Genomic DNA, 25,018 nt, shown 5'->3' on the forward strand with positions numbered 1-25,018 from the left:
GGGCAGGCCATAATCCTGCCCAATCCCCCGGCCAGCATCAGGTCAAACGAACGGAGTGACCCGCCCATGCGCCCTGCCCTGACCGCCGCCATCCTTGCCCTTTCCGCGCTGCCGCTTCGGGCGGACGTGACAGACTGGAAGATGGTCGGCACCTGGGACATCTCGCACTATTCGAGTTCCGAGGGCTGCCTTGCCTATGCCGAGTTCGCGAACGGCACCGCCTTCTTCATCGGCTTCGACCTGTCCACGGGCGACCTGCTTCTGGACGTGACGCTGATGAACGGTGCGTGGCGCTCCATCGTGCCGGGCAGCGATTACACGGTGCAGGCCGTCTTCGGGGCCGAGACGCCCTGGGAACTGGCAATGATCGGAGAGGATTTCGACGGCACGCCCGGGCTGATGATGCTGGTCGATGCGACGTCCGACCAGGCCGCGCTGTTCATCGAGGAATTCAGCAAGACCTACGTGATGGCCTGGCGCTACAACGGCGCGCCGCTTGGCAGCTTTCCGCTTGCAGGTTCCCGCGCCGCCTTCGAGGAGGTGCTGGCCTGCCAGCGATCCTGGACGGTGGCGGCCGCGCCTGCGGACCCTTTCGCTGCGCCCGTCACGGATCCGTTCCGCTGAAAGGGGGCGTTGCCGCCCCCTGCCACAACGGCTTCAGAAGTCGAACAGATCCTCTAGGAAGCCGCCGCGCTTCTTCTTGCGGTAGCCCTCGTCGGTGTGGCCATGGCCGCTGCTGCGGTAGTCGTCGCGCGCCTGGTGCCGGGACGGCGCCTGGGACGGCGGCGGCGGGGGCATCTGGCCCTGCGCGGCGGAACGTTCGATGATCTTGTCCAGTTCCCCGCGGTCGAGCCACACGCCGCGGCAGGCGGGGCAATAGTCGATCTCGACCCCGTTGCGATCGCTCATCACCAGCGTCGTTCCATCAACCGGACATTGCATCGGAATTCCTTTCGATTGCCTGCCCCATGCGGGGCGATGCCCTCGATATCGGTGCGATCCGCGGCGGTTCAACCCGTGGGCCGGCGCTAGGCCGGAAACTGCGCGTAGCAGGCGGAAATCGCGGCATCGCGCCGCGCCCGCGCCACCGGCAGCCGTGCCCGCATCGAGGCGAGCTTGCGCTGTTCGGCCTCGATATCCAGCGGCACCGGCGTCTCGACGGTGCGGAAGCGCGTCTCCGAGCAGCCGGTCAGACCCACGCCCACCCGGCCCGTGCCAAGGCCCACGCCCGTGCACAGCACCGGGCGCTGGTAGGGGACGACTTCGCGATCCACCCCGTAGCCGCGCGCGATGTTCGCCTCGGCAATCGCGATGGCGGCCAGCAGGCCATCATGGTCGCGCTGCGCCTGGCTCACGCATTGTTCGAGCGGGCTCGCGCAGGCCGCAAGACCGAGACAGCACAGAATCCAGAAACGTCGCACTGAAAGCTCCTTTGAAACGAGGGTGCATGATGCGCCATTCGGCGCGCCCCCTCAACGGCCCTCTGGCCGAAGCAAGGGTGGCATCTGTCACCCCTGGAAGCAGAATGAATAGCAACTTCATGCGTTTTGAGGCATCATCTTCACCATTCCGTGAGGATTGGAGGGGGGCGGCATGGCAAAGGCGAACAAGGGCAAGCCCGGCGGCGGAGGTTCGGGCGAGATCATCGGAACGGACGGGCCGGATCTCCTTTCGGGCACATTGGGCGCGGACATCCTCCGCGCGGGCGCTGGGGACGACACGCTTTTCGGGCTCGACGGCGACGACGCGCTTTACGGAGAGGCGGGCAACGACCTGATCTCGCCGGGCCTTGGCAACGACCTGATCGACGGCGGCGAGGGAACCGATTTCGCCACCTACGACGTGATCTTCGACAGCTGGACCCTGACCGAGATCACGCGGGGCAAGAACAAGGGCGCTCTCGAACTGACCTACCAGGCCGGCGGCGTCAGCTACACCGATACGCTTGTGAACATGGAGTACGTTTTTCTCGGCGACGGATCGGTGCTCGATCTTGCGGGCGGCGGAGGCGGCGGTGGCACGCCCCAGACCGGGCTGATCACCTTCGAGGCGGACCAGACCACGACGGTGCCGGAATCCACCCTCTTCGGCATCGTGGTGCAATACGGCTATCACATCGTGGGCGAGGCGCAGGATTTCGTCGTGCTCCAGTTCAGCGCGCCGCAGGGCGACGCGAGTGCCGGCGTGCAGGAAACCGCCGGGGCGCTACTGGATCACGACGGCGACGACGATTTCGAGTTCCGGGTTTTCAGCGATGCCGATGGCACCACCCACGAGATGAACCTGTCGAAGGGCGGCGCGAGTTTCGATGTGGCAAGCCTGAAGCTGACCGGGCTCGACGCGGGCGAGACGGTGGAACTCGCCGTCGCCGATGCAGGCGGCGCGATCCTCGAGACGCGCACCTACACCGCGGGCGCCGACATCGCGGACGGGATGCTTGCGGTCGGCGCCTCCGATATCGGCCAGCTTGTCCTTGTGGCGGGCGCAGGCGACGCCTTTTATGTCGACGATATCCTGATCGCCTGAACGGGTCCGGCGCGGAGCACTTTCCCTGCGCCGGACCCGCGGCTCAAGCGTGGCCCGTCACTCCTGGATCGATTCGAGAAAATCCGCCACCGCCAGCACGCGCCCCCGCGTTTCCAGAACCGAGCCGTAGCTGCCGCTGCCGGCCGCCGCCTGCGCATCGAACACCGCGCCGTAGACCGGCATCGGCCCGCCATGCGCGCGCACCCCGGTGCGCCCGTCGATGATGTGGATGACCTGAAGCATCGGAAACGCGCCTTCATTGCGCTGGCTCAGCGTCGTCAGGTCCGGCGGCGCCACGGTGATCAGCTCCGCCAGCGGTCCACCGCCCTTTCCGTTCGATCCGTGGCAGCTTGCACAATACTCGATGTAGTTGTCCCTGCCCACGCTGTGATCCTGCGCCAGTGCCGGCATCGCGGCCAGCACGCCCAGCACCGCGGATATCGCGAGTCTCATGTTCCTTACTCCCCCCCTTTGCGCCGAACGGCTTGGGGGCATGCTGGCGCGTCGCAGCGGGGGCGGCATTGACATGGCTCAACCATCGCGGCCTGTCCCGCTTGCCACCGGTGCCGCGGTGGCCTAGGTCTCCGGCCGCGCGTCCGCGCCAAGAAACACCACCGAAGAAGGCTTTTCCGATGAAACAGAATCCGCTGGGCCGCACCGGCCTGACCGTGCCCGAGATCTGCCTTGGCACGATGACCTGGGGCTCGCAGAACACCGAGGCCGAGGCCTTTGCCCAGATGGATTACGCGATGGATCACAGGGTGAACTTCTTCGACACCGCCGAGCTTTACGCGACCGTGCCCGTCACCCCCGAGACACAGGGCCTGACCGAGGAGATCATCGGCAACTGGTTCGCGCGGACGGGGCGGCGCAACGAGGTCATCCTCGCCTCGAAGATGGCGGGCGGCGGGACGAAGCACATCCGCGAGGGGCGGCCGATCCTGCCCGAGGACATCCCCACCGCCATCGAGGGGTCGCTCAAGCGGCTCAGGACCGACCGCATCGATCTCTACCAGATGCACTGGCCGATGCGGGGGCATTACCACTTCCGCAAGATGTGGGCCTATGATCCCAGCCATCAGGACAGCGCCGCCGTGCGCCAGAACATCGCCGACGTGCTGGGCGTGCTGGCCGACGAGGTGCGGAAGGGCCGCATCCTGCATATCGGCCTGTCCAACGACACCGCCTGGGGCGTGATGCAATACCTGAACGAGGCAGAGCGCGCGGGCGGCCCGCGCGTGGCCAGCATCCAGAACGAATATTCCCTTCTTTACAGGAACTTCGACACCGATCTTGCGGAAGTGGCGCATCACGAGGATGTCGGGCTTCTGGCCTATACGCCGCTGGCGGCGGGGCTTCTGACCGGCAAGTACAGCGGCGGTCAGGTTCCGGCGGACTCGCGCGCGACGATCAACAAGGGGCTGGCGGGGCGGATCACGCCGCAATCGCTGGCGGCCTCGGACGCCTATGTGGCGCTGGCGCGCGCGCATGGCCTGGATCCCGCGCAGCTGGCGCTGGCCTTCTGCATGAGCCGGCCCTTCATGACGTCGGTCATCATCGGCGCCACGAAGATGGACCAGCTTGCCACCGCGATAGGTGCGGCCGATGTCACGCTCGGCGACGAGGTGCTTCAGGGCATCGCCGATCTGCACAAGGCCTATCCGCAGCCCTACTGATGGCACGGTTCTACTTCGCCTATGGCTCGAACCTGCTGACCGAACGCCTGGCCGCGCGCTGCCCCGGCGCGCGGCTTGTTGGTGGGGCGTGGCTTGCCGATCATGTGGTCGCCTTTGCCAAGCGCGGCTGGATGGACGGGTCTGGCAAGGCGACGGTCCTGCCCCGGCCGGGGGCCGTCGCGCCGGGGGTCGTCTACGAACTGGCAGAGGGCGAATTCGCCACGCTCGATGCGATCGAGGGCGTGGGGCGGGGTTGCGACCGGATCGACGGGGTGCAGGTGGGGGCCTGGCGCGCAAGCCTTTATGTCGCCACCGCGCCAGAGACGGGCTGCCGCCCCTTCGACTGGTACAAGGCGCTGATCCTGGCCGGGGCCGCGCAACACGGCCTCGACCCGGCCGGATTCGCGTCCCTGCGCGCCGCCCCGCATGACGTGGACCGGGACGCCACGCGCACCGGGCGCATCGCGGCACTCGAGGCGTTGCGCGCCGCGGGATTTCACGACTGGGAAAGCCTGCTGGCCTAGCCCGCCTGCTCGCGCAGCTCTTCCAGCTCCAGCCACTCCAGCTCGGCCGCCTCGAGCGCGGCCTGCCGCTCGGCCAGCGCCTGGGTCGCCTTGGCGAATTTCTGCGGCGCCGTGGTGTAGAGATCGGGATCGGCCAGGAACTCCGAAAGCTTGGCGATCTCGGCCTCCAGCCGTTCGATCTGCCCCGGCAACTCCGAGAGCCGCCGCTCCTGGTTGTAGCTGAGCTTCGCGCGCTCGGCCTTCGGCTTTTCACGCGGGGGGGCTGCGGGCTTCGGCCTTGCCGCGTTCACCGGTTCGGGCAGCCGGCCGCCCTGGGCCAGCATGTCGGAATAACCGCCCGCATAGACCGTGGCCCGCCCGTCGCCCGTCATCAGGATCGAGGTTGCCGCCACCCGGTCAAGGAAATCCCGGTCGTGGCTGACCAGCAGCACGGTGCCGTCGTAATCGTCGATCTGCTCCTGCAACAGGTCCAGCGTCTCGACATCCAGATCGTTGGTCGGCTCGTCGAGGATCAGGAAATTGCTCTGCCGCGCCAGGATCCGCGCCAGCAGCAGCCGCGCCCGCTCGCCGCCCGACAGCGCCCGGACCGGGCCGCGCGCCTGCGCCTCGGTGAAGAGGAAATCCTTCAGATACCCCACCACGTGGCGCGGCGTGCCGCGCACCATCACCTGGTCGGAATTCCCCGACACCCCCAGCGTCGGATCCAGCGTCAGGCTGTCCCACAGCGTCGCATCGGGATCGAGCGCCGCGCGGTTCTGGTCGAACACCGCCATGTCGAGCCCCGTGCCCAGCCGGACCCGCCCGGCATCGGGGTCCATCTGCCCGGTCAGCAGGTTCAGAAGCGTCGTCTTTCCCGCCCCGTTCGGCCCGATCAGCGCCACCCGGTCGCCGCGGTGGATGCGCAGGTCGAAATCCTGCACGATCGCCCGGTCGCCGAAGTGCTTGGTCACGCCCTCGGCCTCGACCACCAGCTTGCCGGACTTGGGACCGGACGCGAATTCCAGCGCCGCGGCCCCCGTGCGCCGGATCTGCGCCGCGCGGTCGGCGCGCATCTCCTGCAGGCGCCGCACACGACCCTGGTTGCGCTTGCGCCGGGCGGAAATGCCCTCGACCGCCCAGCGGCCCTCGGCCTTCAGCAGCCGGTCCAGCTTGTGGCGGGCCTGGTCCTCTTCGTCGAAGATCTTGTCGCGCCAGTCCTCGAAGGCGTCGAAGCCCTGCTCCAGCCGCCGCACGACGCCGCGATCGACCCAGAGCATGCTGCGCGTCAGCGCCCGCAGGAACGCCCGGTCGTGCGAGATCAGCACGAATGCCGCGCGGGTCTGGCGCAGCTCCGCCTCGAGCCACTGGATCATCCCGATGTCCAGGTGGTTGGTCGGCTCGTCGAGCAGCATCAGATCCGCGTCCTGCGCAAGCAGCCGCGCCAGCGCCGCGCGCCGCCGCTCGCCGCCCGAGGCGCGGTCGCAGGCAAGCGATCCATCCAGCCGCACCCCTTCCATCGCGATGTCGGCGCGGTAATGCTCGGCCTCGGGCAGGCCCGCGCGCACGAAATCGCCCAAGGTGGCGAAGGGCGTGAAATCCGGATCCTGCTCCATGTAGGCGACCGACTTGCCCGGCGGCACGAAACGGGTGCCGGCATCGGGCTGCACCAGCCCCGCCATGATCTTGAGAAGGGTGGATTTTCCCGACCCGTTGCGCCCGACAAGGCCGATCCGGTCGCCCGGTGCGACGGACAGTTCGGCCCCGTCCAGCAGCGGCACGCCGCCGAAGCCAAGGGTGATGTCGGAAAGCGTCAGAAGCGGTGGTTGTGCCATGTGGCCCCTATGGCGTCTTGGCGGGCGACATTCAAGCGGCGTCATCGCGGCGTTTGCATCGGCGGCGTCCCGCGCTAATCAGGTCGGGCATAACGATCAGGAGCAAGCATGCCCGTGGCCCCCTTCGGGCGGAACCTTTCCGCCGCCTTTCCGCCCCCTGTGATGGAGGCGCGCGCCTGGGCGCAGTCCGCCACCCTGCCCCCGGACATGCCGCTTCTGAACCTGAGCCAGGCCGCCCCGGTGGACCCACCGCCCGAGGCGCTGCGCCAGGAGATCGCCCGCGCCGCGCTTGAGGATCCGGGCGCGCATGTCTACGGCCCGGTGCTGGGCATGCCCGAGTTGCGCGAGGAGATCGCGGCGCGCTGGTCCGCGCTCTATCGCGGGCGCATCCATGCGCGGCAGGTCGCGATCACCGCCGGCTGCAACGAGGCCTTTGCCGCGGCGATCGCCTCGGTCGCCGATCCGGGGGATGCGGTGATCCTGCCGGTGCCGTGGTACTTCAACCACAAGATGTGGCTCGACATGAACGGGATCGAGACGCGGCTCCTGCCCTGCGGCGCAGGCATGCTGCCCGACCCCGAACAGGCGGCGGCGCTGATCGATGACCGCGTGAAGGCGATCGTGCTGGTCAGCCCCAACAACCCCACCGGCGCCGAATACCCGCCCGCCCTGATCGCGGCCTTTGCAGCACTTGCGCGGGCACGCGGCATCGCGCTGATCCTTGACGAGACCTATCGCGATTTCCATTCCGCGGGCGACGCACCGCACGCGCTGTTCGCGGGCGACTGGGCGGATGTCCTGATCCATCTCTATTCGTTTTCCAAGGTGTTCCGCCTGACCGGGCACAGGATCGGCGCGCTCATCGCCTCGGAACGGCGGCTCGCGCAGATCGAGAAGTTCCTCGACACCGTGACCATCTGCCCCAACCAGCTTGGCCAGCGCGCGGCCCTTCACGGCCTGCGCCACCTGGGCCCGTGGGTCGCCGAGGAACGGGCCGAGATCCTGCGCCGCCGCGCCGCGGTCGAGACCGCCTTCACCACCCTGCCCGGCTGGCGGCTTCTGGGCAGCGGCGCCTATTTCGCCTATCTCGAACACCCCTGGGACCGCCCGTCGGATCAGGTGGCGCAATGGCTGGTCGCGGCGGCGGGACTTCTGGTCCTGCCGGGCACCATGTTCGGCCCGCGCCGCGACCGGGGCGGCGATGGCAGCGCAGAGCGGCAGTTGCGCATCGCCTTTGCCAATGCCGATGGCGACGGTATCGCGGAACTTGCACGCAGGCTGGCGCAGGTCGCGCCGTGACGCTTGCGCCCACGCCTCTTGCGATGCCGACACCCTCGGCCTAAGACTGCCCGACACCGCGTGAACGCACGCCATCAGGACAGGGATGACCCATGCTCAGAGCCTTTCGATCTTCAAGCCGCGGCAAGGGGACTTCGATCGTCGTCTGGGCGCTTCTGGGCCTGCTCATCGTCGGTCTGACAGGCTTCGGGCTGGGCGGCGCGGTTTCCGGCCTGTCGGGCCAGAACGTGGCCAATGTCGGCGACCAGCGCGTCTCGCGCGAGGAATTCGTGCGCCGGCTGTTCCAGCAGCTCGACGCCGTCGGCGCGCAGACCGGCCAGCGCCCGACCATGCAGCAGGCGCAGCTTTTCGGGCTCGACCAGCAGGTTCTCTCGCAGCTCATCACGCAGGCGGCGCTGGACGGCAAGGCCGCCGACCTGGGCCTTTCGGTCGGTGACGAGGTGGTGCGCGAGGAACTCATGGCCGAACAGAGCTTCCAGGGCGCCAACGGCTTCGACAGCGCCACCTACCGCTTCTTTCTCGACCGTGCCGGGCTGACCGCCGCCCAGTTCGAGGAGCAGGTCCGCCGCGATACCACCCGCGCGCTGATGCAGTCGGTCGTCACGGACGGCACCTCGATGCCGCGGATCCTGGCCGAGACGGCGCTGGCCTTCGACGGAGAGCGCCGGACCGTGCGGCTTCTGACCATCGAGGAGCGGCATCTGGAGACGCCCGTCGGCACCCCCGACGATGCGGCACTTCGCGCCCAGTACGAGGCGAACCCTGACGCCTATACCACGCCCGAGACGCGGCGCGTCGCCTATGTGGCCCTCACCCCCGAAATCATGGCCACCGAGGTGGAGATCACCGACGATCAGGCCCGCGCCGCCTATGACGCCCGGTCGGACAGCTTCAACCGCCCCGAGCGTCGGCTGGTCGAGGTGATCGCCTTCGGCACCGAGGCAGGCGCCGCCGAGGCAAAGGCCGCGATCGACGCCGGCACGATGAGCTTCGACGACATCGCCGCCGAGCGGGGCCTGTCGGCGTCGGACCTGTCGCTCGGCCCGGTCCGGCGCGAGGATCTGGGCGCGGCCGCCCGCGAGGCGGTGTTCGGCGCCGAGGGGCCCGGGATCATCGGTCCGGTGCAGACCGATCTTGGCCCGTCCCTCTACAGGCTGAACGCCATCCTTCCGGCCCTCGCCACGCCTTTCGAGCAGGTGCAGGACGAGTTGCGCCAGACCCTGGCCGAGGAAGAGGCGCGCGGCCGGATCGTCGACTGGTTCGACCCGGTCTTCGACCTGATCGCCGCCGGCGCCACGCTGGAAGAGATCGACGCCGAAACGCCGCTCGAATTCGGAACCCTGGAGTTGACGGCCGAGATGGGCGAAGGCCTGGCCGGCGACATGGATTTCCGGCAGGAGGCCTTCGAGCTGGAACCGGGCGAGGCGCCGCGCGACATCATCGAGCTTGAGAATGGCGGCATCGCGGCGCTGCGGGTGGACGAGGTGGTGCCCCCTGCCCTGCGCCCCTTCGAGGAGGTGCGCGCCCAGGTCGCCACGGACTGGGCCGCGGCCGAGCTTGCCCGCAGGCTAGAGGCGCGCGCAGCCGAGTTGCAGGCGCTGCTGGAAACCGGGCGCACGCTGGACGCGGTCGCGGCCGATGCGGGGCTGACACCGCGCAGCCCGGCGCCGCTGTCGCGCACCGCCCAGCCCGAGCCGGGGCTGCCCGCGGGCATCGTGGACACCGCCTTCGGCATCGCGGCCACGGGCGAGAGCACGGTCATGGCCGGCCCCACCGCCGCCCATGTCGTGCAGCTTGACGAGATCGCGCCCGTGGACACCGCCAGCGAGGCCTATCGCCAGCAGCTCGATACGCTGTCCGCCGCGCTGGACGCCGAACTGGGCCAGACCCTGTTCCTGGGCTTCGCGCAGGACCTGGTGACGGCCGCGGCGCCCACGGTGAACCAGCAGCTGATCGCCGACACGCTGGCGCAGTATCCGTGATGCAGATCCAACCCGCCTTCGAGGATTTCGCACCCATCCACGAGGCCGGCCGCAACCAGCTGGTCTGGGCGCGGCTGGTGGCGGATCTCGATACGCCCGTCTCGCTGATGCTGAAGCTGGCGCAGGCCCGGCCCGACAGTTTCATGCTCGAATCCGTGACCGGCGGCGAGGTGCGCGGGCGCTATTCCGTCATCGGAATGCGCCCCGACGTGATCTGGCGCTGCCGCGGCACGGGGGCCGAGATCAACCGCGACGCGCGCTTCGATCCCGACGCCTTCGTGGCGGACGAGCGCGATCCGCTCGCCTCGTTGCGCGCGCTGATCGCGGAAAGCCGGATCGACATGCCCGCCGACCTGCCCCCCATCTCGGCCGGGCTGTTCGGCTATCTGGGCTATGACATGATCCGGCTGGTGGAACGTCTGCCGGGCGTGAACCCCGATCCGCTGGACCTGCCCGACGCGATGTTCCAGCGCCCCACCATCGTCGTGGTGGTGGACGGCGTGAAGGGCGAGGTCACCGTGGTCAGCCCCGTCTGGGCCGCCGCCGGCCAGTCGGCGCGCGCGGCCTATGCCCAGGCGGCCGAGCGGGTGATGGACGCTGTGCGCGATCTCGACCGGCCCGCCACGTCCGAGACCCGCAACCCCGGCGACTGGCTGGATCCGGGAGAGGCGGTGTCGAACACCACCCGCGAGGGCTATCACGCCATCGTCGAGCGGGCGAAGGACTACATCCGCGCCGGCGACATCTTCCAGGTGGTGCCGTCCCAACGCTGGGCGCTGCCCTTCGATCTGCCGCCCTTCGCGCTTTACCGGGCGCTCAGGCGGACCAACCCCTCGCCCTACATGTTCTTCTTCAACATGGGCGGTTTCCAGATCGTGGGCGCCAGCCCCGAGATCCTGGTGCGGGTCAAGGGCCGGACCGTGACCATCCGCCCGATCGCCGGCACCCGCCCCCGCGGCGCCACCCCCGAGGAGGACAAGGCGCTGGAGCAGGATCTGCTGTCCGATCCCAAGGAAATGGCCGAGCACCTGATGCTGCTGGACCTGGGCCGCAACGATGTCGGCCGGGTGTCGAAGATCGGCACGGTGGACCCCAACGAGCAGTTCATCATCGAACGCTACAGCCACGTCATGCACATCGTCTCCAACGTCGAGGGAGAGCTTGCGCCCGAGCATGACGCGCTTTCCGCGCTGCTGGCGGGGCTGCCGGCGGGCACCGTTTCGGGCGCGCCCAAGGTGCGCGCCATGGAAATCATCGACGAGCTGGAAAGCGAGAAGCGCGGCGTCTATGGCGGCGGCGTGGGCTATTTCTCGGCCAACGGCGACATGGATGTCTGCATCGCGCTGCGCACCGGCGTGGTCAAGGACGGCACGCTCTACATCCAGGCCGGCGGCGGTGTGGTCTATGACAGCGACCCCGAGGCCGAGTTCCAGGAGACGGTGAACAAGGCCAAGGCGCTGCGCCAGGCAGCGCGCGAGGCGGGGATCTTCGTCACCCGCCGCGGCGCCAACTGACGCTCAGCGCAGCACCGCCGAAACGGGCGCGAGCGTGACCGAGCGCGCCTCGTTGCTGCCGGTCCAGGCTGCGATGGCGTCCATCGTCTCGGGGCGCAGGCGGCCCACCACGATCACGCTGCCCCCGCGCGACGCGTCCAGCACGCCCCGCCCCAGTTCCAGCGCGATGTTGGCCGCCCCCGGATTGTCGTCGATCACCCGGTAGACCACGTCGCTGTAGACACCGGCCTCGTCCGCGATCAGCGGCACGTTGTTGAGCCCGGTGCCGCGATGGGTCAGCAGCCCGTGCCCGGTCACCGTCAGCGCCTCCAGCACCGCGTCGGTCAGGTCGCGGTCCCGCGGCATCGGGCCGTTGATCGGATCCATGACCGCGGTCGCCAGCGGCACCCGCTGGAACACCTCGGCCAGAAGCGGCTCGACGGCGGCGGGCGACATGCCCTCCGTGACGCCAAGCGCGCCTTGCGAGGGCAGGACCGCGACCACCTCGACGCCGGCGTCGCGATAGGCGCTGGCGACGCTGCCCGCGTTCTGGATGTCGGCGGTCACGCCCATGGTGACCGGCACGCCCAGCGACGACACGAGACCGCGCAGCAGGCTGTCGGCCCCCTCGTCGATCAGGATCACCGCCATCAGCGTCTGGCTTCCGACGGCCTCGAAGGCGACCGCGTTCTGCGCCAGCGCGTCACCCTCGATCAGTTCGGCCGCGGCGTCGTCGCTGATCGTGCCGACCTGCGGCACGGCGGCGCTTTCGACGTTCACGCTGGGTGCGGCTTCTGCCCCCGGTGCGGCCATCTGGGGCGCGGGCTGGGGGGCGGACGCGATGCGCGAAGGCGCCGCATCGTCCGACGGGCCAAGGGCGCCGCTGTCCCCGCCCGGCGCGGGAGTTCCCAGGCTCGGGCCCTCGGGGATCGGCGGGGCCGCCGCTTCCGGTCCTGCCTCGGGCGCCGCGGGTTCCGGCACTGCCGGTTCAGGCGTGGGCGCTGGCTCGGGCTCTGAGGCGGGTGCCGGCTCGGGCTCTGGCCGGGGTGCGGCCTCTGGCCCGGCCTCGGGCGCCGCCTCTCCCGCATCGCGCATGGCCGCGATCGGGCCGTTCTCGCTGGGCACCAGCACGGCCACCGCGGCCAGCACCGCGCCGACGGCCGCCATTCCCAGAACCACGCCGAAAAGATACCGGATCATTCCTGCTCCTATCCCGGCGGCTGCCTTTCCCGCCGATTTCGTCCCTGCCCCTCTTGACCATGCTCGGGCCTGCCGCGCATGTATAGCCAGCGTTCGGACTATGCGGAATGTCTGGCCGCTTATGCAAGGCGATGAGGGGCCTGATGCTGCTTTTGATCGATAACTACGACAGCTTCACCTACAACCTGGTGCATTACCTGGGCAGTCTGGGGGCAGAGGTCGTGGTCCGCCGCAATGACGCGCTCGACGTGCAGGCGGCGATGGCGATGCGCCCCTCGGGCATCGTGCTCTCGCCTGGGCCCTGCGATCCGGACCAGGCCGGCATCTGCCTTGCGCTGACCCATGCCGCGGCCGAGACCGGCACGCCGCTTCTTGGGGTCTGCCTCGGCCACCAGACGCTGGGCCAGGCCTTTGGCGGCAAGGTGGTGCGCCACACGGAAATCGTGCATGGCAAGCCCGGCATCATCCATCACAAGGGCCAGGGCTTGTTCGAGGGCCTTCCCTCGCCCTTCTCGGCCACGCGCTACCACTCGCTTGTCGTCGCGCGCGAGGGGCTGCCGGACTGCCTCGAGGTGACCGCCTGGCTCGAGGACGGCACGATCATGGGGCTGCGCCACCGCGAGTTGCCGCTTCAGGGGGTGCAGTTCCATCCCGAGTCGATCGCCTCGGAACATGGCCACCGGCTGTTGCGCAACTTCCTCGAGACCGTGGCGGAACCGGCATGAGCGACCCCCTCAAGCCGCTGATCGCGCGCGCGGCCGAAGGCGCGCTTACCCGCGAGGAGGCCGAGGCCGCCTTTTCCATCCTGATGGAGGGCAACGCCACCCCGGCCCAGATCGGCGGTCTGCTGATGGCGCTGCGCGTGCGCGGCGAGACGGTCGAGGAATACGCCGCCGCCGCCGCCGTCATGCGCCGCAAATGCGTCAAGGTCCGCGCCCCCGAGGGTGCCATCGACATCGTCGGCACCGGGGGCGATGGCAAGGGCACGCTCAACATCTCGACCGCCGCCGCCTTCGTCGTGGCCGGCGCGGGCGTGCCGGTCGCCAAGCACGGCAACCGCAACCTGAGTTCGAAATCCGGCTCGGCCGACGCGCTGTCGCAGATGGGCATTTCCGTCATGGTCGGCGCTGCGGTGGTCGAGCGCGCGCTTGCGGAGGTCGGGATCGCCTTCATGATGGCGCCGATGCACCATCCGGCAATGCGCCATGTCATGCCCGCCCGGCAGGAACTGGGCACGCGCACCATCTTCAACATCCTCGGGCCGCTGACCAATCCCGCCGGCGTCAAGCGCCAGCTGACCGGCGCCTTCAGCCGCGACATCATCCTGCCGATGGCCGAGACCTTGGGCGCGCTGGGGTCCGACCGGGCCTGGCTGGTCCATGGCGCGGACGGCACCGACGAAATTTCGATCGCGGGCGTGACCCATGTGGCGCGGCTGGACGACGGCCATGTCACCCTGGGCGAAATCCACCCCGAGGATGCCGGCCTGCCGGTCCACGCCTTCGACGCGATCCTCGGCGGCACCCCCGAGGAGAACGCCCGCGCGCTTCGCGCCCTGCTGGCGGGCGAGGCGTCGGCCTATCGCGACGCGGTGCTGCTGAACGCTGCAGCCGCGCTGGTGATCGCGGGCACTGCCGCCGATCTGCGTGAGGGGGTCGCGCGTGCGGCGCAAAGCATCGACAGCGGCGCCGCCGCCGCCAGGATCGCGGCGCTGGCCGAGCTGACGACCAAGGCTGCGGAGGCCGAGAAATGAGCGCGACGGTTCTGGACCGCATCAAGGCCTACAAGCTTGAGGAAATCGCCACGGCGAAATCCGAGCGTCCGCTGCCAGGCGTCGAGACGGCGGCCCGCGCCGCCCAAGCACCCCGCGCCTTCGAGGGCGCCTTGCGCCGTGCGCGCGCCGAAGGGCGCTACGGGCTGATTGCCGAGATCAAGAAAGCCTCGCCCTCCAAGGGGTTGATCCGCGCGGATTTCGACCCGCCCGCGCTGGCCCGCGCCTATGTCGAGGGGGGGGCCGCCTGCCTGTCGGTGCTGACCGACGCGCCCTCTTTCCAGGGGCGGCCCGAATACTTGCAGGCTGTGCGCAAGGCCGTCGATATCCCCCTGATCCGAAAGGATTTTCTATACGATCCCTACCAGGTGGCCGAGGCACGCGCCTGGGGGGCGGACTGCATCCTGATCATCCTTGCCAGCGTCAGCGACGCGCAGGCGGCGGAACTTGAGGATGCGGCGCGCGGCTGGGGCATGGACGCGCTGATCGAGGTACACGACGCCGGGGAAATGGCCCGTGCGCACAAGCTGAAATCCCGCCTTGTGGGCATAAACAACCGCAATCTCAAGACCTTCGAGACGCGGCTTGAGACGACCGAGGAACTTGTCGCCAAGGCCCCCGAGGGCGCGCTGATCGTGTCCGAAAGCGGGCTGTTCACGCCCGCGGACCTGGCGCGCATGGCGGGTTGCGGCGTGACCACCTTCCTGATCGGCGAAAGCCTGATGCGGCAGCCCGATGTTGCCGCGGCGACGGCGAAGCTGCTGGCGGATCCCGTGATGAAAGCGGCGCAATGAACGGAAAACTCACGCATTTCGACGAAGCCGGCCACGCGCATATGGTCGATGTGTCGGACAAGCCTGTCACCCATCGGACGGCGACCGCGATCGCGCAGATCCACATGCAGCCCGAGACCCTTTCCCTGATCCGCGAGGGACGCGCGAAAAAGGGCGACGTGCTGGCCGTGGCGCGGTTGGCGGGGATCATGGCGGCGAAAAAGACCCATGACCTGATCCCGCTCTGCCATCCGCTGGCGCTTTCCAAGGTCACGGTCGACCTGACCCCGGCAGAGAACCCGCCGCGCGTCGAGATCGAGGCGACCGTCAGGACCACCGGCCAGACCGGGGTCGAGATGGAGGCGCTCACCGCCGTGACCGTGGCGGCGCTGACCGTCTATGACATGGTCAAGGCGGTCGATCGCGGCATGGAGATCACCGGCGCGCGCCTGACCTTCAAGGATGGTGGCGCATCGGGCCGGTTCGAGGCGCCCTGATGCTGAGCGTCGCCGAGGCGCGGGCGCGGATCCTGTCCGGCATCCGGCCCGTTGGTTCTGAAGAAGTGTCGCTTCTGGACGCGGCCGGCCGGGTGCTGGCCGAGCCGCTGACCTCGCGCCGCACGCAACCGCCCTTCGCCGCCTCGGCCATGGATGGCTACGCAGTGCGCCGGTCCTATTCGCAGCCCGGCATGACGCTGCGCGTGGTCGGAGAGGCCGCCGCCGGGCGCGGCTGGACGGGCACGCTTGGCCCCGGCGAGGCGGTGCGCATCTTCACCGGCGCGCCGGTTCCCGAAGGCGCGGACGACATCCTCATCCAGGAGGATGCCGAGCGGAACGGCGACACCATCACCGTGCGCGAGACCCGCGACCAGGCGCGCCACATCCGCCCCGCCGGTGCGGATTTCGCCGCCGGTGCGCCCTTCCCCGGCCTCGGGCCGCTGACATCGCTCGATATCGCGCTGCTGGCCGCGATGAATCACGCGCACCTGCCGGTGCGGCGCAAGCCGGTCGTGGCCCTGATCCCGACCGGGGACGAGCTGGTGCCACCGGGTGCCGCGCCGGGGCCCGACCAGATCGTGAGTTCCAACAATTACGGGCTTGCGGCGATGCTGGCACAGGCCGGCGCCGCGCCGCGCCTGTTGCCGATCGCCTCGGACAGCCCCGACAGCCTGCGCGCGACGCTTGCACTGGCCTCGGACGTCGACCTGATCGTGACGCTCGGCGGCGCCTCGGTGGGCGATCATGACCTGGTGCAGGAGACGGCCATCGCCGAAGGGCTGACGCTGGATTTCTACAAGATCGCGATGCGCCCGGGAAAGCCGCTGATGGCGGGCACCCTGCGCGGGACGCCAATGATCGGCCTGCCCGGAAATCCCGTCTCGGCAATGGTTTGTGGCGTGATCTTCGTGCTGCCGGTGATCCGCGCCTATCTGGGCCTGCCGCCGGACCCGGTGATCCGCATGGGCCGGCTTGCGAATGCCGTTCCCGCCAACGGCCCGCGCGAGCACTACATGCGCGCCCGGCTGACCGAGACTGCCGACGGCCCGCTGGTCGAGGTGTTCGAGCGCCAGGACAGCTCGCTTCTTCATGTGTTGCAGGCCGCGAACTGCCTTGCGATCCGGCCGCCGCGTGCGCCCGCATCGGAACCCGGCGACGCGGTGGCATTTCTGCCGCTTCCCTGAGAGGGGTTCGTTAATCACTTCGGCGATAGCGTTCCGAATTGACACAAAACGAGAACTTTGCCAGAACTGTTGAGAACGAAGCGCCAACTGCGCGGGGTCCGGATGAAACCGGGCGGTTCCCCGGGCTGGCATGAGACGGGACAAGAGCAGGATGTTGACGAAGAAACAGCTCGACTTGCTGAAGTTCATCCACCGCCGGATCCAGCGCGACGGTGTGCCGCCCTCTTTCGACGAGATGAAGGAGGCGCTGGACCTCCGCTCGAAATCAGGCATCCACCGGCTCATCACCGCGCTGGAGGAACGGGGCTTCGTCCGCCGCCTCGCGCACCGCGCCCGCGCCATCGAAATCGTGAAGCTGCCCGATGGGGTGGCCGAGGATAACGTCACGCCGCTGCACGGCCGCGAACGTGCCGCGCCGCCCGCGGGCGTGGACTACGCGGTCGCGGTGGACCTGCCGGTGATGGGCCGCATCGCCGCCGGTACCCCGATCGCGGCCATCGAACAGGTGTCGCACCACGTCGCGGTCCCGGGCAGCATGGTTTCCGGCCAGGCCCGGCATTTCGCGCTGGAGGTCAAGGGCGACTCGATGATCGACGCGGGCATCAACAATGGCGACATCGTCGTGATCCGCGAACAGTCCAGCGCCGAGAACGGCGATATCGTGGTGGCGCTGGTCGAGGGCCAGGAAGCAACGTTGAAGCGCCTGCGCCGCAAGGGCAACGCCATCGCGCTCGAGGCCGCCAACCCCGCCTACGAGACGCGGCTCTACGGGGCCGAGCAGGTCAAGGTGCAGGGCAAGCTGGTCGGGCTGATCCGCAGCTACTGAGCGACCGTCCAGGGCCGCTGCCCGCTGACCATCCGCGTGGTGAGCGGGCTTCCCCAGCGATCGAGACGGAAGGCATGCGCACCCTCGCGGCGCAGCGTTTCGGCATCGATCAGCGAACAGCCGGCCGGGACCGCGGACGCCCTGTCCGGCCCTGCGCCGGGGGCGATGACAAGGGACACGCCCACGCAGGCCGATCCGCCTTCGGGTGCCGACTTCAGCCACAGGACGCGCCGGCCGTCGGGCAGCCGCCATTCGACCGCCTCGCCCCCCGCGCCATCTGTGCGGGCCGCCGCCGCACGCTGGTCGGCCGCATCGCCATCATTTTCAAGCCAGACGCGCGCGGCAAAGCCCGCGCCGCGGGCGCGGTTCAGGGCAAGCCCCTCGGCCCCGCGCACGCCCACGAGCGCGCCGTCGGGATCGACCATGACATCGGGGCGCGGCGTGGCGGCCCAGAACGCGATGGCAAGGGCTGCGACCGGCAGCCCCGCCAGTCGGGGCGGTCCCCGAAGTGTTGCCAGCGCATAACCGCCAAGCGCGATCAGCCCCAGCGCCCAGCCGGGCCCCGCCGGGACCAGCCACAGCGGCGCAGGAAGCGATGCGGCCCAGCCGGCCACGGCCAGAATGTGGTCGATGCCGAGTTGCATCAGCCACAACGCCACCCCCTCCAGACCGAACGGCCAGAGAAGAGCCGCGATCAGCGCCGAGGGCATGACGACGAACCCCATCGCGGGCACCGCGAGGATGTTCGCGATCAGCCCGTAGCGCGACATCTGGTGAAAGTGAAAGGCCGAGAAGGGCGCGGTCGCGAGCCCCGCCACCAGCGAGGTCAGCGCAAGCCCCAGCGCAAAGCGCAGGACGCGCCCGCCCCGCGCATCCATCCGCCGCCAGGGCGCCCAGGATTGCAGGGCGCCATAGGTCGCGATCAGCGCGATCGTGGCGGCGAACGACATCTGGAACCCCGCCCCCATCACCGCGAAGGGGTCGATCACCAGCAGGATCAGCCCCGCCAGCGCCACCGCCCTCAGGGTCAGCGCGGGGCGGTCGGCAAGCACGGCACAGAAGACGACGGCGGCCATGATGAAGGCGCGCTGCGTGGCGACGCTCGCGCCCGAAAGCGCAAGATACCCCGCCCCCGCCGCCATCGCGCCAAGCGCCGCGATCTTCTTCGCGGGCAGGCACAGCGCCACGCCCGGCACCGCCGCCAGCGCAAGACGCAGCGCGACGAACATCGCCCCCGTCAGCAGCCCCATGTGCAGCCCCGAGATTGCCAGCAGATGTGCAAGGTTCGACACGCGCAGATCGACCAGGTCGGCCGGGTCCACGCCTGAGCGGTCCCCGAACAGGATCGCCGCGGCAAAGCCCCCAGAGTGGGCCGGCATCCGCGCGCGGATGGCATCGGACAACTGCATCCGCAGCGAAAACAGCCACAGCGCGGCGGGCGGGGCCGTGGGCGGCTCCGCCAGCACAACGGGCTCGGCCGAGGATCCGATCGCGCCCAGCCCGTCGAACCAGGCGTGGCGGCGGAAGTCGAAGCCGCGCGGCTCGACCGGTGGCAGCGGCGGGGTCAGGCGGGCGCGCAGCATGATCCGGTTGCCCGGCGCAAGCGTCCCGGGATCGGGCGGGCGGGCCAGCACGATGCGCACGCGGTGCGGGGTCTTCTCGGGGGCCAGCCCCTCGATCCACACCTGGTCGAGCCGCACGCGGATGCGGTTCTGCTCGGACCGGTCGAGGCCCACGACCCGGCCCATGACCGCGCCGAAGGTGATCCGTTCCAGCACCGGCGCCTGCATCCGCGCGGTCTGCGCATCGGCCAGCGCAAAGCCAAGGCAGGCCAGGCCGGCAAGCGCAAGCGCCGACCCGCGCCGCCGCCACAGGTGCAGGCCGAGCAGGACCGCGCCCGACCCGCCCAAGGTCAGCGAATGCCCGAGGCCGGGTTCCGACTTCAGCGCGAAATAGACGCAGATCCCCACGGCCATCGCCGCGGGCGCCCAGAGCAGGAGCGTGCCGCGCTGCGCCTCGATGCCTGCGCTCAGCCGCACTTGTTTCCCCCGCCGGTTCTGGCCTAGATAGCGCGCAAGCATTCTCCTGCACTGGTTTCCCGGAGGTTAACTCATGGCGGCATCCGCCCCGGTGGTCACCCGTTTCGCCCCCTCTCCGACCGGCTTCCTGCATATCGGCGGGGCGCGCACGGCGCTGTTCAACTGGCTTTTCGCCCGCCATCACCAGGGAACCTTCCTGCTCCGGATCGAGGATACCGACCGCGCGCGCTCGACCCCCGAGGCGACGCAGGCCATTCTCGACGGCCTCAAGTGGCTGGGCCTCGACTGGGATGGCGAGCCGATCAGCCAGTTCGCGCGGTCCGACCGGCATGCCGAGGTCGCCCACAGGATGATCGAGGACGGCACCGCCTATCGCTGCTATGCCAGCAAGGAAGAGATCGACGCCTTCCGCGAGGCCGAAAAGGCGGCCGGGCGCCCGCCCCTGTTTCTTTCGCCCTGGCGCGACGGCGGCACGCCCCCTGCCCCCGACGCGCCCTACGTCGTGCGCCTGAAGGCGCCCCGCGACGGCGAGACGGTGGTCGAGGACCAGGTCCAGGGCACCGTCACCTGGAAGAACGAGACGCTGGACGACCTGATCCTGCTGCGCTCGGACGGCACGCCCACCTACATGCTGGCCGTGGTGGTGGACGATCACGACATGGGCGTGACCCATGTGATCCGCGGCGATGACCACCTGACCAACTCGGCCCGGCAGACGCTGATCTACCGCGCCGCCGGATGGGAGACGCCGGTCTTCGCCCATATCCCGCTGATCCACGGGCCCGACGGCGCGAAACTGTCCAAGCGCCACGGCGCCCTGGGCGTGGAGGCCTATCGCGACATGGGCTACCCGCCCGAGGCGATGCGCAACTACCTGGCCCGGCTGGGCTGGAGCCATGGCGACGACGAGTTCTTCACCACCGAACAGGCGGTCGGGTGGTTCAACCTGGAAAGCATCGGCAAGTCGCCGGCGCGCTTCGACTTCAAGAAGCTGGAGAATCTGTCGGGCCAGCACATGCGGGCGATGGATCCCGCCCACATGTTGCAGGCGCTAAGCGATTACGTTGCGTCGCAGAACATGCCCCCCTTCACCGAGGACCAGAACGCGCAGATCCTGGCGGCCGCCGAGGGGCTGAAGGAACGCGCCAAGACCTTTCCGGAACTCCTTGAAATGGCGCACTTCATCCTTGGGCAGCGTCCGTTCGAGCCGGACGAGAAGGCCGCCGCGCAGCTGGACACGGTATCCCGTGGTATGCTGTCCAGATTGACCACGCGCCTGCAACATGCTAGCTGGACGCAGGCCGCGCTGGAGGCTGAAATCCGGGATTTCGCCGACAGCGAGGGCCTCAAGCTAGGCAAGGTTGCCCAACCCCTTCGCGCGGCGCTGACAGGCCGCACGGTATCGCCCTCCGTGTTCGACGTGATGGGCGTGATCGGCAAGGAAGAGACGCTGCTGCGCCTGGCCGACGCGACCGGCTGAGAGAGCCGGCAAAAAGAGATGAGACGCGCCACCCGCCGACCCTGGCGGGACGGTCGCAACAACAACAAGGATGACGACATGGCGATAGACAAGGGCGCGAGCGCGACGCTGATCTTCGGCAACAAGAAGCTGGAATTGCCAATGGCAAGCCCGACCCTGGGTCCGGACGTCATCGACATCCGCAAGCTTTATGGCGAAGGCGACGTCTTCACCTATGACCCGGGCTTCGGCTCTACCGCGTCCTGCGAGAGCGCCATCACCTATGTGGACGGCGACAAGGGAGAGTTGCTCTATCGCGGCTACCCGATCGATCAGCTGGCCGAGAAGTCGCATTTCCTCGAGGTGTGCTACCTGCTCGTCTATGGCGAGCTGCCGAGCGGCGAACAGCTCGAGGATTTCGAGAACCGGGTGACAAGGCACACCATGCTGCATGAGCAGATGCAGTATTTCTACCGCGGCTTCCGGCGCGACGCGCACCCGATGGCGGTGGTCTGCGGCGTGGTCGGCGCGATGTCGGCCTTCTACCACGACTCGACCGACATCAACGATCCCTGGCAGCGCGAGGTCGCCACGATCCGCCTGATCGCCAAGATGCCGACGATCTGCGCCTGGGCCTACAAGTACTCGATCGGCCAGCCCTTCGTGTATCCGCGCAACGACCTGGATTACGCGTCGAACTTCCTGCACATGTGCTTCGCGGTTCCCTGCGAGGATTACAAGGTCGACCCGATCCTGGCCCGCGCGATGGACCGCATCTTCACGCTGCACGCCGATCACGAGCAGAACGCCTCGACCTCGACCGTGCGACTGGCGGGCTCGTCGCAGGCGAACCCCTTTGCCTGCATCGCGGCCGGCGTCGCCTGTCTCTGGGGTCCGGCGCATGGCGGTGCGAACCAGGCCTGCCTGGAGATGCTGCGCGAGATCGGAACGCCCGACCGCATCCCCGAATACATCGAACGCGCCAAGGACAAGAACGACCCGTTCCGCCTGATGGGCTTCGGCCACCGGGTCTACAAGAACTACGACCCGCGCGCCAAGGTGATGCAGGAAAGCGCCAAGGAAGTGCTGGAGCTGATGGGGGTCAAGGACAACCCCACGCTGCAGGTCGCCCAGGAGCTGGAAAAGATCGCGCTGAACGATCCGTATTTCATCGAGAAGAAGCTCTACCCCAACGTGGACTTCTACTCGGGCATCATCCTCGACGCGATGGGTTTCCCGACCTCTATGTTCACGCCGATCTTCGCGCTGGCGCGGACCGTGGGCTGGATCTCGCAGTGGAAGGAAATGATCGTGGACCCGAGCCAGCGCATCGGCCGGCCGCGCCAGATCTATACCGGCCCGACCCACCGCGACTATGTGGACGTGGCGGACCGGAAGTGAGACCCGAGGGGCCGGCGCAAGCCGGCCCTTTTCCGTTTCGACAATGGATTTTCCATGAGCAAGAGCCTGAGACGCGTCATTTCCGACGCGGAGTCGCGGGGTGTCCCGATCTCTCCCGTGCAACTCGACGCCAGCACCCGCACCGCGCAGGACGCGGCCGATGCCGTGGGCGCGACCGTCGATCAGATCGTGAAATCCGTGATCCTGCGCGCCCTGGGCAGCGACGAGCATGTGCTGTTCCTGACCGCGGGCAGCAACTTCGTCGATGACGCCAAGGCCGCCGCCGTTGCGGGCGTGCCGCTTGAAAAGGCCGACGGCAACAGTATCCGCGCGGTCACCGGCTTTGCCATCGGGGGCGTGTCGCCCTTCGGGCACCTGACCCCGATCCGGGCCTATTTCGACCCGCATATCCTGAGCTTCGACACGGTCTGGGCCGCTGCCGGCACGCCCAACCATGTCTTCTCGATCGCCCCGAAGACCCTGCTGGATGCCACCGGCGCAACGGTGGCGGATTTCACCCGATAGCGGTCAGCACGGACCGCGCCGCACGCAGGCCCGGCGACTCCTGCCCGCGCCCCAGCGCCGTCATGGCGGCGGCGAAACGCGTGGTCTGCCGCGTCCGGGCCGCGGGATCGTCCAGAAGATGCGCGGTCGCCTCGGTCAGCGCCTCGGGCGTGGCGGCATCGAAGATGAATTCGGGGATCACGGCCGCATCCTCGAGGATGTTCACCAGCGAGGCGTGGCGCACCTTGACCAGCCGCTTCGCAAGAAAGGCCGACACGGCGCTCGCGCGGTAGGTCACCACCATCGGCGTGCCCGCGGCAGCCACCTCCAGCGAGACGGTGCCAGAGACGGCCAGCGCGGCGGTGCTGGCGGCAAAGGCAGCGCGCTTGCGGGCCTCGGCCAGCGCGCCCGGCAGGATCGAGGGGTCGAGGATCACCGGCCGCCCCGGCGCCCCCTCGAAAAGCGCGCGCAGCTCGGGCACCCTTGGTCCGACCGCGGGGATCACGACCCGCAGCGAGGGGCGCCTTGCCGCCAGCCGGTCCAGCACCTCGCGGAACAGCGCACCGTGGCGCGCCACTTCCCCCGCGCGGGATCCGGGCAGCAGGCACAGAAGGGCCGCATCGGGCGCGATGCCCGCGCCTTGGCGGAAGGCGGCGCATTGCGCGGCATCGGCCACCGGGGTCTCGGCCACCGGGTGGCCCACGAAATCGCACGTCATGCCCGCGGCGGTCATGTAGGGCGGCTCGAACGGCAGAAGCGCCAGCACATGATCGATGACCTTCGCCATCTTCGCCGCGCGCCCCGGCCGCCACGCCCAGACCGAGGGCGCGACATAGTGGATCGTCCTGAGCCGCGGCAGCCGCCGCCGCGCGCGGCGCGCGACACGCAGGCAGAAATCCGGGCTGTCGATGGTGACAAGCGCATCGGGCGCGGCGTCCGCCACCGCATCGCCGGTCTGGCGGATCAGGCGCATCAACTCCGGCAGGCGCGGCAGCACCTCGGTCAGGCCCATGACCGAAAGCCGGTCCATCGGGAAAAGGCTGTCCAGCCCCTCGCCCGCCATAAGCGGGCCGCCGATCCCCTCGAAGCGCACCGTGCCGCCGGTCAGGTCCCGCAGCCCCGCCATCAGGGCGGCCCCCAGCCGGTCGCCGGACGCCTCTCCCGCGATGATGAAGATGCGCGGGGCGGCAGTGCTCATGCCGGCCGGCCCCAGATGAACATTCCCAGCGCGTTGGCCCGCGACAGCGTCTCGTCCTCGCCCAGGATCAGCACGCCGCCCGCCTGCACGACGATGCCCGCAAGTCCCGCCTCGTGGGCGCGCGTCACCGTGTCGGGGCCGATCGCGGGCAAGTCCGTGCGCCAGTCCTGCCCCGGTTTCGGCGCCTTCAGCAGCAGGCCGCGCGCGCCCTCGGGATCGGGGCGGAAACCGCCGGCGGTGCGGGCCACGAAATCCAGCATCGCGTCGGTTCCCTGGATGCTTTCGATACCCAGGCAGATGCCTTGCGCCACCACCACGCCCTGCCCCACATCGACGGCGCCGAGGGCGGCCACGATCTCGGCCGCGCGCGCGGCATCCGCGCGGTCGCCCTCGGATGGGCGCGCCTCGGTCAGCACGCCCTCCTGCGCGATCAGGCTCGACAGGATCCGGTGGGCGGCCACGATGTGCAGGCCCTCGTCCTCGAAGATGGCGGTCACGATCCGAAGCGCCGCATCGTCGCCCGAGCGCAGCGCCCGGAACAGCTGCGGCGCCAGCGCGATCGCCTTCATGTCGAAACGGATGGGGCTGAGGCGCGGGCGCCGGACGCCACCGGCAAAGGTCACCTCGCTCACGCCCGCCCGCCGCAACGCGGCGAACAGGCGCCCCGGCTTCTCGAAGATGGCCGGGATGACCGGGTGCCCCTCGGCCCAGTCGAGATTGATGCCCTCGAAGACAACCACCTGGTAGGGCCGCCCACGGCGCCGGCACTCCTCGGCCAGCATGCGCGGCAGCGTGCCGGAACCCGCCACGATCGCAAGCCCGCCGATATTGGCCGTGGCGCCGGTCTGAAGCATC

24 protein-coding genes are annotated in these 25,018 nt (G+C 69.3%); 16 read left to right on the forward strand and 8 right to left on the reverse strand.

What is annotated here, in order from left to right; genetic code table 11:
• Positions 1 to 66: 66 nt before the first annotated feature.
• Complete coding sequence (locus HMH01_RS09565) at positions 67 to 624, forward strand: hypothetical protein (protein WP_171324652.1); 558 nt, start codon at positions 67 to 69, stop codon at positions 622 to 624.
• 33 nt (positions 625 to 657) lie between these two features.
• On the opposite strand, the gene HMH01_RS09570 is transcribed toward HMH01_RS09565, so the two are convergent.
• Both HMH01_RS09570 and HMH01_RS09575 read right to left on the reverse strand, forming a co-directional pair.
• Complete coding sequence (locus HMH01_RS09570) at positions 658 to 942, reverse strand: TFIIB-type zinc ribbon-containing protein (protein ID WP_171324654.1); 285 nt, start codon at positions 940 to 942, stop codon at positions 658 to 660.
• 86 nt (positions 943 to 1,028) lie between these two features.
• Positions 1,029 to 1,421: a hypothetical protein gene (locus tag HMH01_RS09575; protein WP_171324656.1), complete on the reverse strand. Its 393-nt coding sequence runs from the start codon at positions 1,419 to 1,421 to the stop codon at positions 1,029 to 1,031.
• A 172-nt stretch (positions 1,422 to 1,593) separates the two neighbouring features.
• On the opposite strand from HMH01_RS09575, the gene HMH01_RS09580 reads away from it, so the two are divergent.
• On the forward strand, positions 1,594 to 2,526 hold the full coding sequence (locus HMH01_RS09580) for a calcium-binding protein (protein ID WP_171324658.1): 933 nt from the start codon (positions 1,594 to 1,596) through the stop codon (positions 2,524 to 2,526).
• Positions 2,527 to 2,583: 57 nt separating this feature from the next.
• Here the strand turns inward: HMH01_RS09580 and HMH01_RS09585 are convergent, their stop codons facing one another.
• Positions 2,584 to 2,979: a c-type cytochrome gene (locus HMH01_RS09585; protein WP_171324660.1), complete on the reverse strand. Its 396-nt coding sequence runs from the start codon at positions 2,977 to 2,979 to the stop codon at positions 2,584 to 2,586.
• A gap of 179 nt (positions 2,980 to 3,158) precedes the next feature.
• Here HMH01_RS09585 and HMH01_RS09590 point away from each other — a divergent pair, with 179 nt between their 5' ends.
• Both HMH01_RS09590 and HMH01_RS09595 read left to right on the forward strand, forming a co-directional pair.
• Entirely contained in the window at positions 3,159 to 4,202 is a 1,044-nt protein-coding gene (locus HMH01_RS09590; protein ID WP_171324662.1) for an aldo/keto reductase, read from the forward strand.
• Complete coding sequence (locus HMH01_RS09595) at positions 4,202 to 4,726, forward strand: gamma-glutamylcyclotransferase family protein (protein WP_171324664.1); 525 nt, start codon at positions 4,202 to 4,204, stop codon at positions 4,724 to 4,726. The genes HMH01_RS09590 and HMH01_RS09595 overlap by 1 nt, the downstream gene beginning before the upstream one ends.
• Here HMH01_RS09595 and HMH01_RS09600 read toward each other — a convergent pair.
• Positions 4,723 to 6,537 carry an ABC-F family ATP-binding cassette domain-containing protein gene (locus HMH01_RS09600; RefSeq protein ID WP_171324666.1) on the reverse strand — a complete coding sequence of 605 codons (1,815 nt, stop codon included), beginning with the start codon at positions 6,535 to 6,537 and terminating at the stop codon, positions 4,723 to 4,725. The two genes, HMH01_RS09595 and HMH01_RS09600, sit on opposite strands and share 4 nt — an antisense overlap.
• Positions 6,538 to 6,645: 108 nt before the next feature.
• Between HMH01_RS09600 and HMH01_RS09605 the strand changes: the two genes are divergently transcribed.
• The 3 genes from HMH01_RS09605 (at position 6,646) to trpE (ending at position 11,332) form a co-directional block, all read left to right on the forward strand.
• The gene (locus HMH01_RS09605) at positions 6,646 to 7,836 is read left to right on the forward strand and encodes an aminotransferase (protein WP_171324668.1); all 1,191 of its coding nucleotides are present in this window, start codon (positions 6,646 to 6,648) and stop codon (positions 7,834 to 7,836) included.
• A gap of 92 nt (positions 7,837 to 7,928) precedes the next feature.
• Positions 7,929 to 9,818 carry a SurA N-terminal domain-containing protein gene (locus HMH01_RS09610; RefSeq protein ID WP_171324670.1) on the forward strand — a complete coding sequence of 630 codons (1,890 nt, stop codon included), beginning with the start codon at positions 7,929 to 7,931 and terminating at the stop codon, positions 9,816 to 9,818.
• On the forward strand, positions 9,818 to 11,332 hold the full coding sequence (gene trpE, locus HMH01_RS09615; protein ID WP_171324672.1) for an anthranilate synthase component I: 1,515 nt from the start codon (positions 9,818 to 9,820) through the stop codon (positions 11,330 to 11,332). The genes HMH01_RS09610 and trpE overlap by 1 nt, the downstream gene beginning before the upstream one ends.
• A 3-nt stretch (positions 11,333 to 11,335) precedes the next feature.
• Here trpE and HMH01_RS09620 read toward each other — a convergent pair whose 3' ends face one another.
• On the reverse strand, positions 11,336 to 12,511 hold the full coding sequence (locus HMH01_RS09620; protein WP_171324674.1) for a divergent polysaccharide deacetylase family protein: 1,176 nt from the start codon (positions 12,509 to 12,511) through the stop codon (positions 11,336 to 11,338).
• A 143-nt stretch (positions 12,512 to 12,654) separates the two neighbouring features.
• On the opposite strand from HMH01_RS09620, the gene HMH01_RS09625 reads away from it, so the two are divergent.
• From HMH01_RS09625 to lexA, 6 genes are all read left to right on the forward strand, one after another.
• A complete protein-coding gene (locus HMH01_RS09625) occupies positions 12,655 to 13,236 on the forward strand; it encodes an anthranilate synthase component II (protein WP_171324676.1) in 582 nt (193 codons plus the stop codon).
• The gene (gene trpD / locus HMH01_RS09630; RefSeq protein ID WP_171324678.1) at positions 13,233 to 14,264 is read left to right on the forward strand and encodes an anthranilate phosphoribosyltransferase; all 1,032 of its coding nucleotides are present in this window, start codon (positions 13,233 to 13,235) and stop codon (positions 14,262 to 14,264) included. Before HMH01_RS09625 ends, trpD begins: the two co-directional genes overlap by 4 nt.
• Positions 14,261 to 15,076, forward strand: coding sequence for an indole-3-glycerol phosphate synthase TrpC (gene trpC, locus HMH01_RS09635; RefSeq protein ID WP_171324680.1), 816 nt, complete (start codon positions 14,261 to 14,263; stop codon positions 15,074 to 15,076). Before trpD ends, trpC begins: the two co-directional genes overlap by 4 nt.
• Positions 15,073 to 15,552 carry a cyclic pyranopterin monophosphate synthase MoaC gene (gene moaC, locus HMH01_RS09640; RefSeq protein ID WP_171324682.1) on the forward strand — a complete coding sequence of 160 codons (480 nt, stop codon included), beginning with the start codon at positions 15,073 to 15,075 and terminating at the stop codon, positions 15,550 to 15,552. The genes trpC and moaC overlap by 4 nt, the downstream gene beginning before the upstream one ends.
• Entirely contained in the window at positions 15,552 to 16,736 is a 1,185-nt protein-coding gene (locus HMH01_RS09645) for a molybdopterin molybdotransferase MoeA (RefSeq protein WP_171324684.1), read from the forward strand. Before moaC ends, HMH01_RS09645 begins: the two co-directional genes overlap by 1 nt.
• A gap of 151 nt (positions 16,737 to 16,887) precedes the next feature.
• Positions 16,888 to 17,562 carry a transcriptional repressor LexA gene (gene lexA / locus HMH01_RS09650; protein WP_171324697.1) on the forward strand — a complete coding sequence of 225 codons (675 nt, stop codon included), beginning with the start codon at positions 16,888 to 16,890 and terminating at the stop codon, positions 17,560 to 17,562.
• Here the strand turns inward: lexA and HMH01_RS09655 are convergent.
• The gene (locus HMH01_RS09655) at positions 17,556 to 19,601 is read right to left on the reverse strand and encodes a ComEC/Rec2 family competence protein (protein WP_343035212.1); all 2,046 of its coding nucleotides are present in this window, start codon (positions 19,599 to 19,601) and stop codon (positions 17,556 to 17,558) included. The two genes, lexA and HMH01_RS09655, sit on opposite strands and share 7 nt — an antisense overlap.
• 73 nt (positions 19,602 to 19,674) lie before the next feature.
• On the opposite strand from HMH01_RS09655, the gene gltX reads away from it, so the two are divergent.
• The 3 genes from gltX to HMH01_RS09670 all read left to right on the forward strand — a co-directional run bounded on the left by gltX (position 19,675) and on the right by HMH01_RS09670 (position 22,986).
• Positions 19,675 to 21,081, forward strand: a complete 1,407-nt coding sequence (gene gltX / locus HMH01_RS09660) for a glutamate--tRNA ligase (protein ID WP_171324701.1) — start codon at positions 19,675 to 19,677, stop codon at positions 21,079 to 21,081.
• 78 nt (positions 21,082 to 21,159) lie between these two features.
• Positions 21,160 to 22,461 (forward strand): citrate synthase, encoded by a 1,302-nt coding sequence (gltA, locus tag HMH01_RS09665; RefSeq protein ID WP_171324703.1) that lies wholly within the window; start codon positions 21,160 to 21,162, stop codon positions 22,459 to 22,461.
• Positions 22,462 to 22,515: 54 nt separating this feature from the next.
• Positions 22,516 to 22,986, forward strand: a complete 471-nt coding sequence (locus tag HMH01_RS09670; RefSeq protein WP_171324705.1) for a YbaK/EbsC family protein — start codon at positions 22,516 to 22,518, stop codon at positions 22,984 to 22,986.
• Here HMH01_RS09670 and lpxB read toward each other — a convergent pair.
• Positions 22,976 to 24,163: a lipid-A-disaccharide synthase gene (gene lpxB, locus HMH01_RS09675; protein WP_171324707.1), complete on the reverse strand. Its 1,188-nt coding sequence runs from the start codon at positions 24,161 to 24,163 to the stop codon at positions 22,976 to 22,978. The genes HMH01_RS09670 and lpxB overlap by 11 nt on opposite strands.
• Complete coding sequence (locus HMH01_RS09680) at positions 24,160 to 25,017, reverse strand: LpxI family protein (protein WP_171324709.1); 858 nt, start codon at positions 25,015 to 25,017, stop codon at positions 24,160 to 24,162. Before HMH01_RS09680 ends, lpxB begins: the two co-directional genes overlap by 4 nt.
• Position 25,018 lies beyond the last annotated feature (1 nt).

It is taken from the genome of Halovulum dunhuangense (genome assembly GCF_013093415.1).
GTDB lineage: Bacteria > Pseudomonadota > Alphaproteobacteria > Rhodobacterales > Rhodobacteraceae > Halovulum > Halovulum dunhuangense.

Coding starts and splice junctions, on each gene's coding strand:
- HMH01_RS09565 (WP_171324652.1), top strand. CDS start 67: ATGCGCCCTGCCCTGACCGCCGCCATCCTTGCCCTTTCCGCGCTGCCG.
- HMH01_RS09570 (WP_171324654.1), bottom strand. CDS start 942: ATGCAATGTCCGGTTGATGGAACGACGCTGGTGATGAGCGATCGCAAC.
- HMH01_RS09580 (WP_171324658.1), top strand. CDS start 1,594: ATGGCAAAGGCGAACAAGGGCAAGCCCGGCGGCGGAGGTTCGGGCGAG.
- HMH01_RS09585 (WP_171324660.1), bottom strand. CDS start 2,979: ATGAGACTCGCGATATCCGCGGTGCTGGGCGTGCTGGCCGCGATGCCG.
- HMH01_RS09590 (WP_171324662.1), top strand. CDS start 3,159: ATGAAACAGAATCCGCTGGGCCGCACCGGCCTGACCGTGCCCGAGATC.
- HMH01_RS09595 (WP_171324664.1), top strand. CDS start 4,202: ATGGCACGGTTCTACTTCGCCTATGGCTCGAACCTGCTGACCGAACGC.
- HMH01_RS09600 (WP_171324666.1), bottom strand. CDS start 6,537: ATGGCACAACCACCGCTTCTGACGCTTTCCGACATCACCCTTGGCTTC.
- HMH01_RS09605 (WP_171324668.1), top strand. CDS start 6,646: ATGCCCGTGGCCCCCTTCGGGCGGAACCTTTCCGCCGCCTTTCCGCCC.
- HMH01_RS09610 (WP_171324670.1), top strand. CDS start 7,929: ATGCTCAGAGCCTTTCGATCTTCAAGCCGCGGCAAGGGGACTTCGATC.
- trpE (WP_171324672.1), top strand. CDS start 9,818: ATGCAGATCCAACCCGCCTTCGAGGATTTCGCACCCATCCACGAGGCC.
- HMH01_RS09620 (WP_171324674.1), bottom strand. CDS start 12,511: ATGATCCGGTATCTTTTCGGCGTGGTTCTGGGAATGGCGGCCGTCGGC.
- HMH01_RS09625 (WP_171324676.1), top strand. CDS start 12,655: ATGCTGCTTTTGATCGATAACTACGACAGCTTCACCTACAACCTGGTG.
- trpD (WP_171324678.1), top strand. CDS start 13,233: ATGAGCGACCCCCTCAAGCCGCTGATCGCGCGCGCGGCCGAAGGCGCG.
- trpC (WP_171324680.1), top strand. CDS start 14,261: ATGAGCGCGACGGTTCTGGACCGCATCAAGGCCTACAAGCTTGAGGAA.
- moaC (WP_171324682.1), top strand. CDS start 15,073: ATGAACGGAAAACTCACGCATTTCGACGAAGCCGGCCACGCGCATATG.
- HMH01_RS09645 (WP_171324684.1), top strand. CDS start 15,552: ATGCTGAGCGTCGCCGAGGCGCGGGCGCGGATCCTGTCCGGCATCCGG.
- lexA (WP_171324697.1), top strand. CDS start 16,888: ATGTTGACGAAGAAACAGCTCGACTTGCTGAAGTTCATCCACCGCCGG.
- gltX (WP_171324701.1), top strand. CDS start 19,675: ATGGCGGCATCCGCCCCGGTGGTCACCCGTTTCGCCCCCTCTCCGACC.
- gltA (WP_171324703.1), top strand. CDS start 21,160: ATGGCGATAGACAAGGGCGCGAGCGCGACGCTGATCTTCGGCAACAAG.
- HMH01_RS09670 (WP_171324705.1), top strand. CDS start 22,516: ATGAGCAAGAGCCTGAGACGCGTCATTTCCGACGCGGAGTCGCGGGGT.
- lpxB (WP_171324707.1), bottom strand. CDS start 24,163: ATGAGCACTGCCGCCCCGCGCATCTTCATCATCGCGGGAGAGGCGTCC.
- HMH01_RS09680 (WP_171324709.1), bottom strand. CDS start 25,017: ATGCTTCAGACCGGCGCCACGGCCAATATCGGCGGGCTTGCGATCGTG.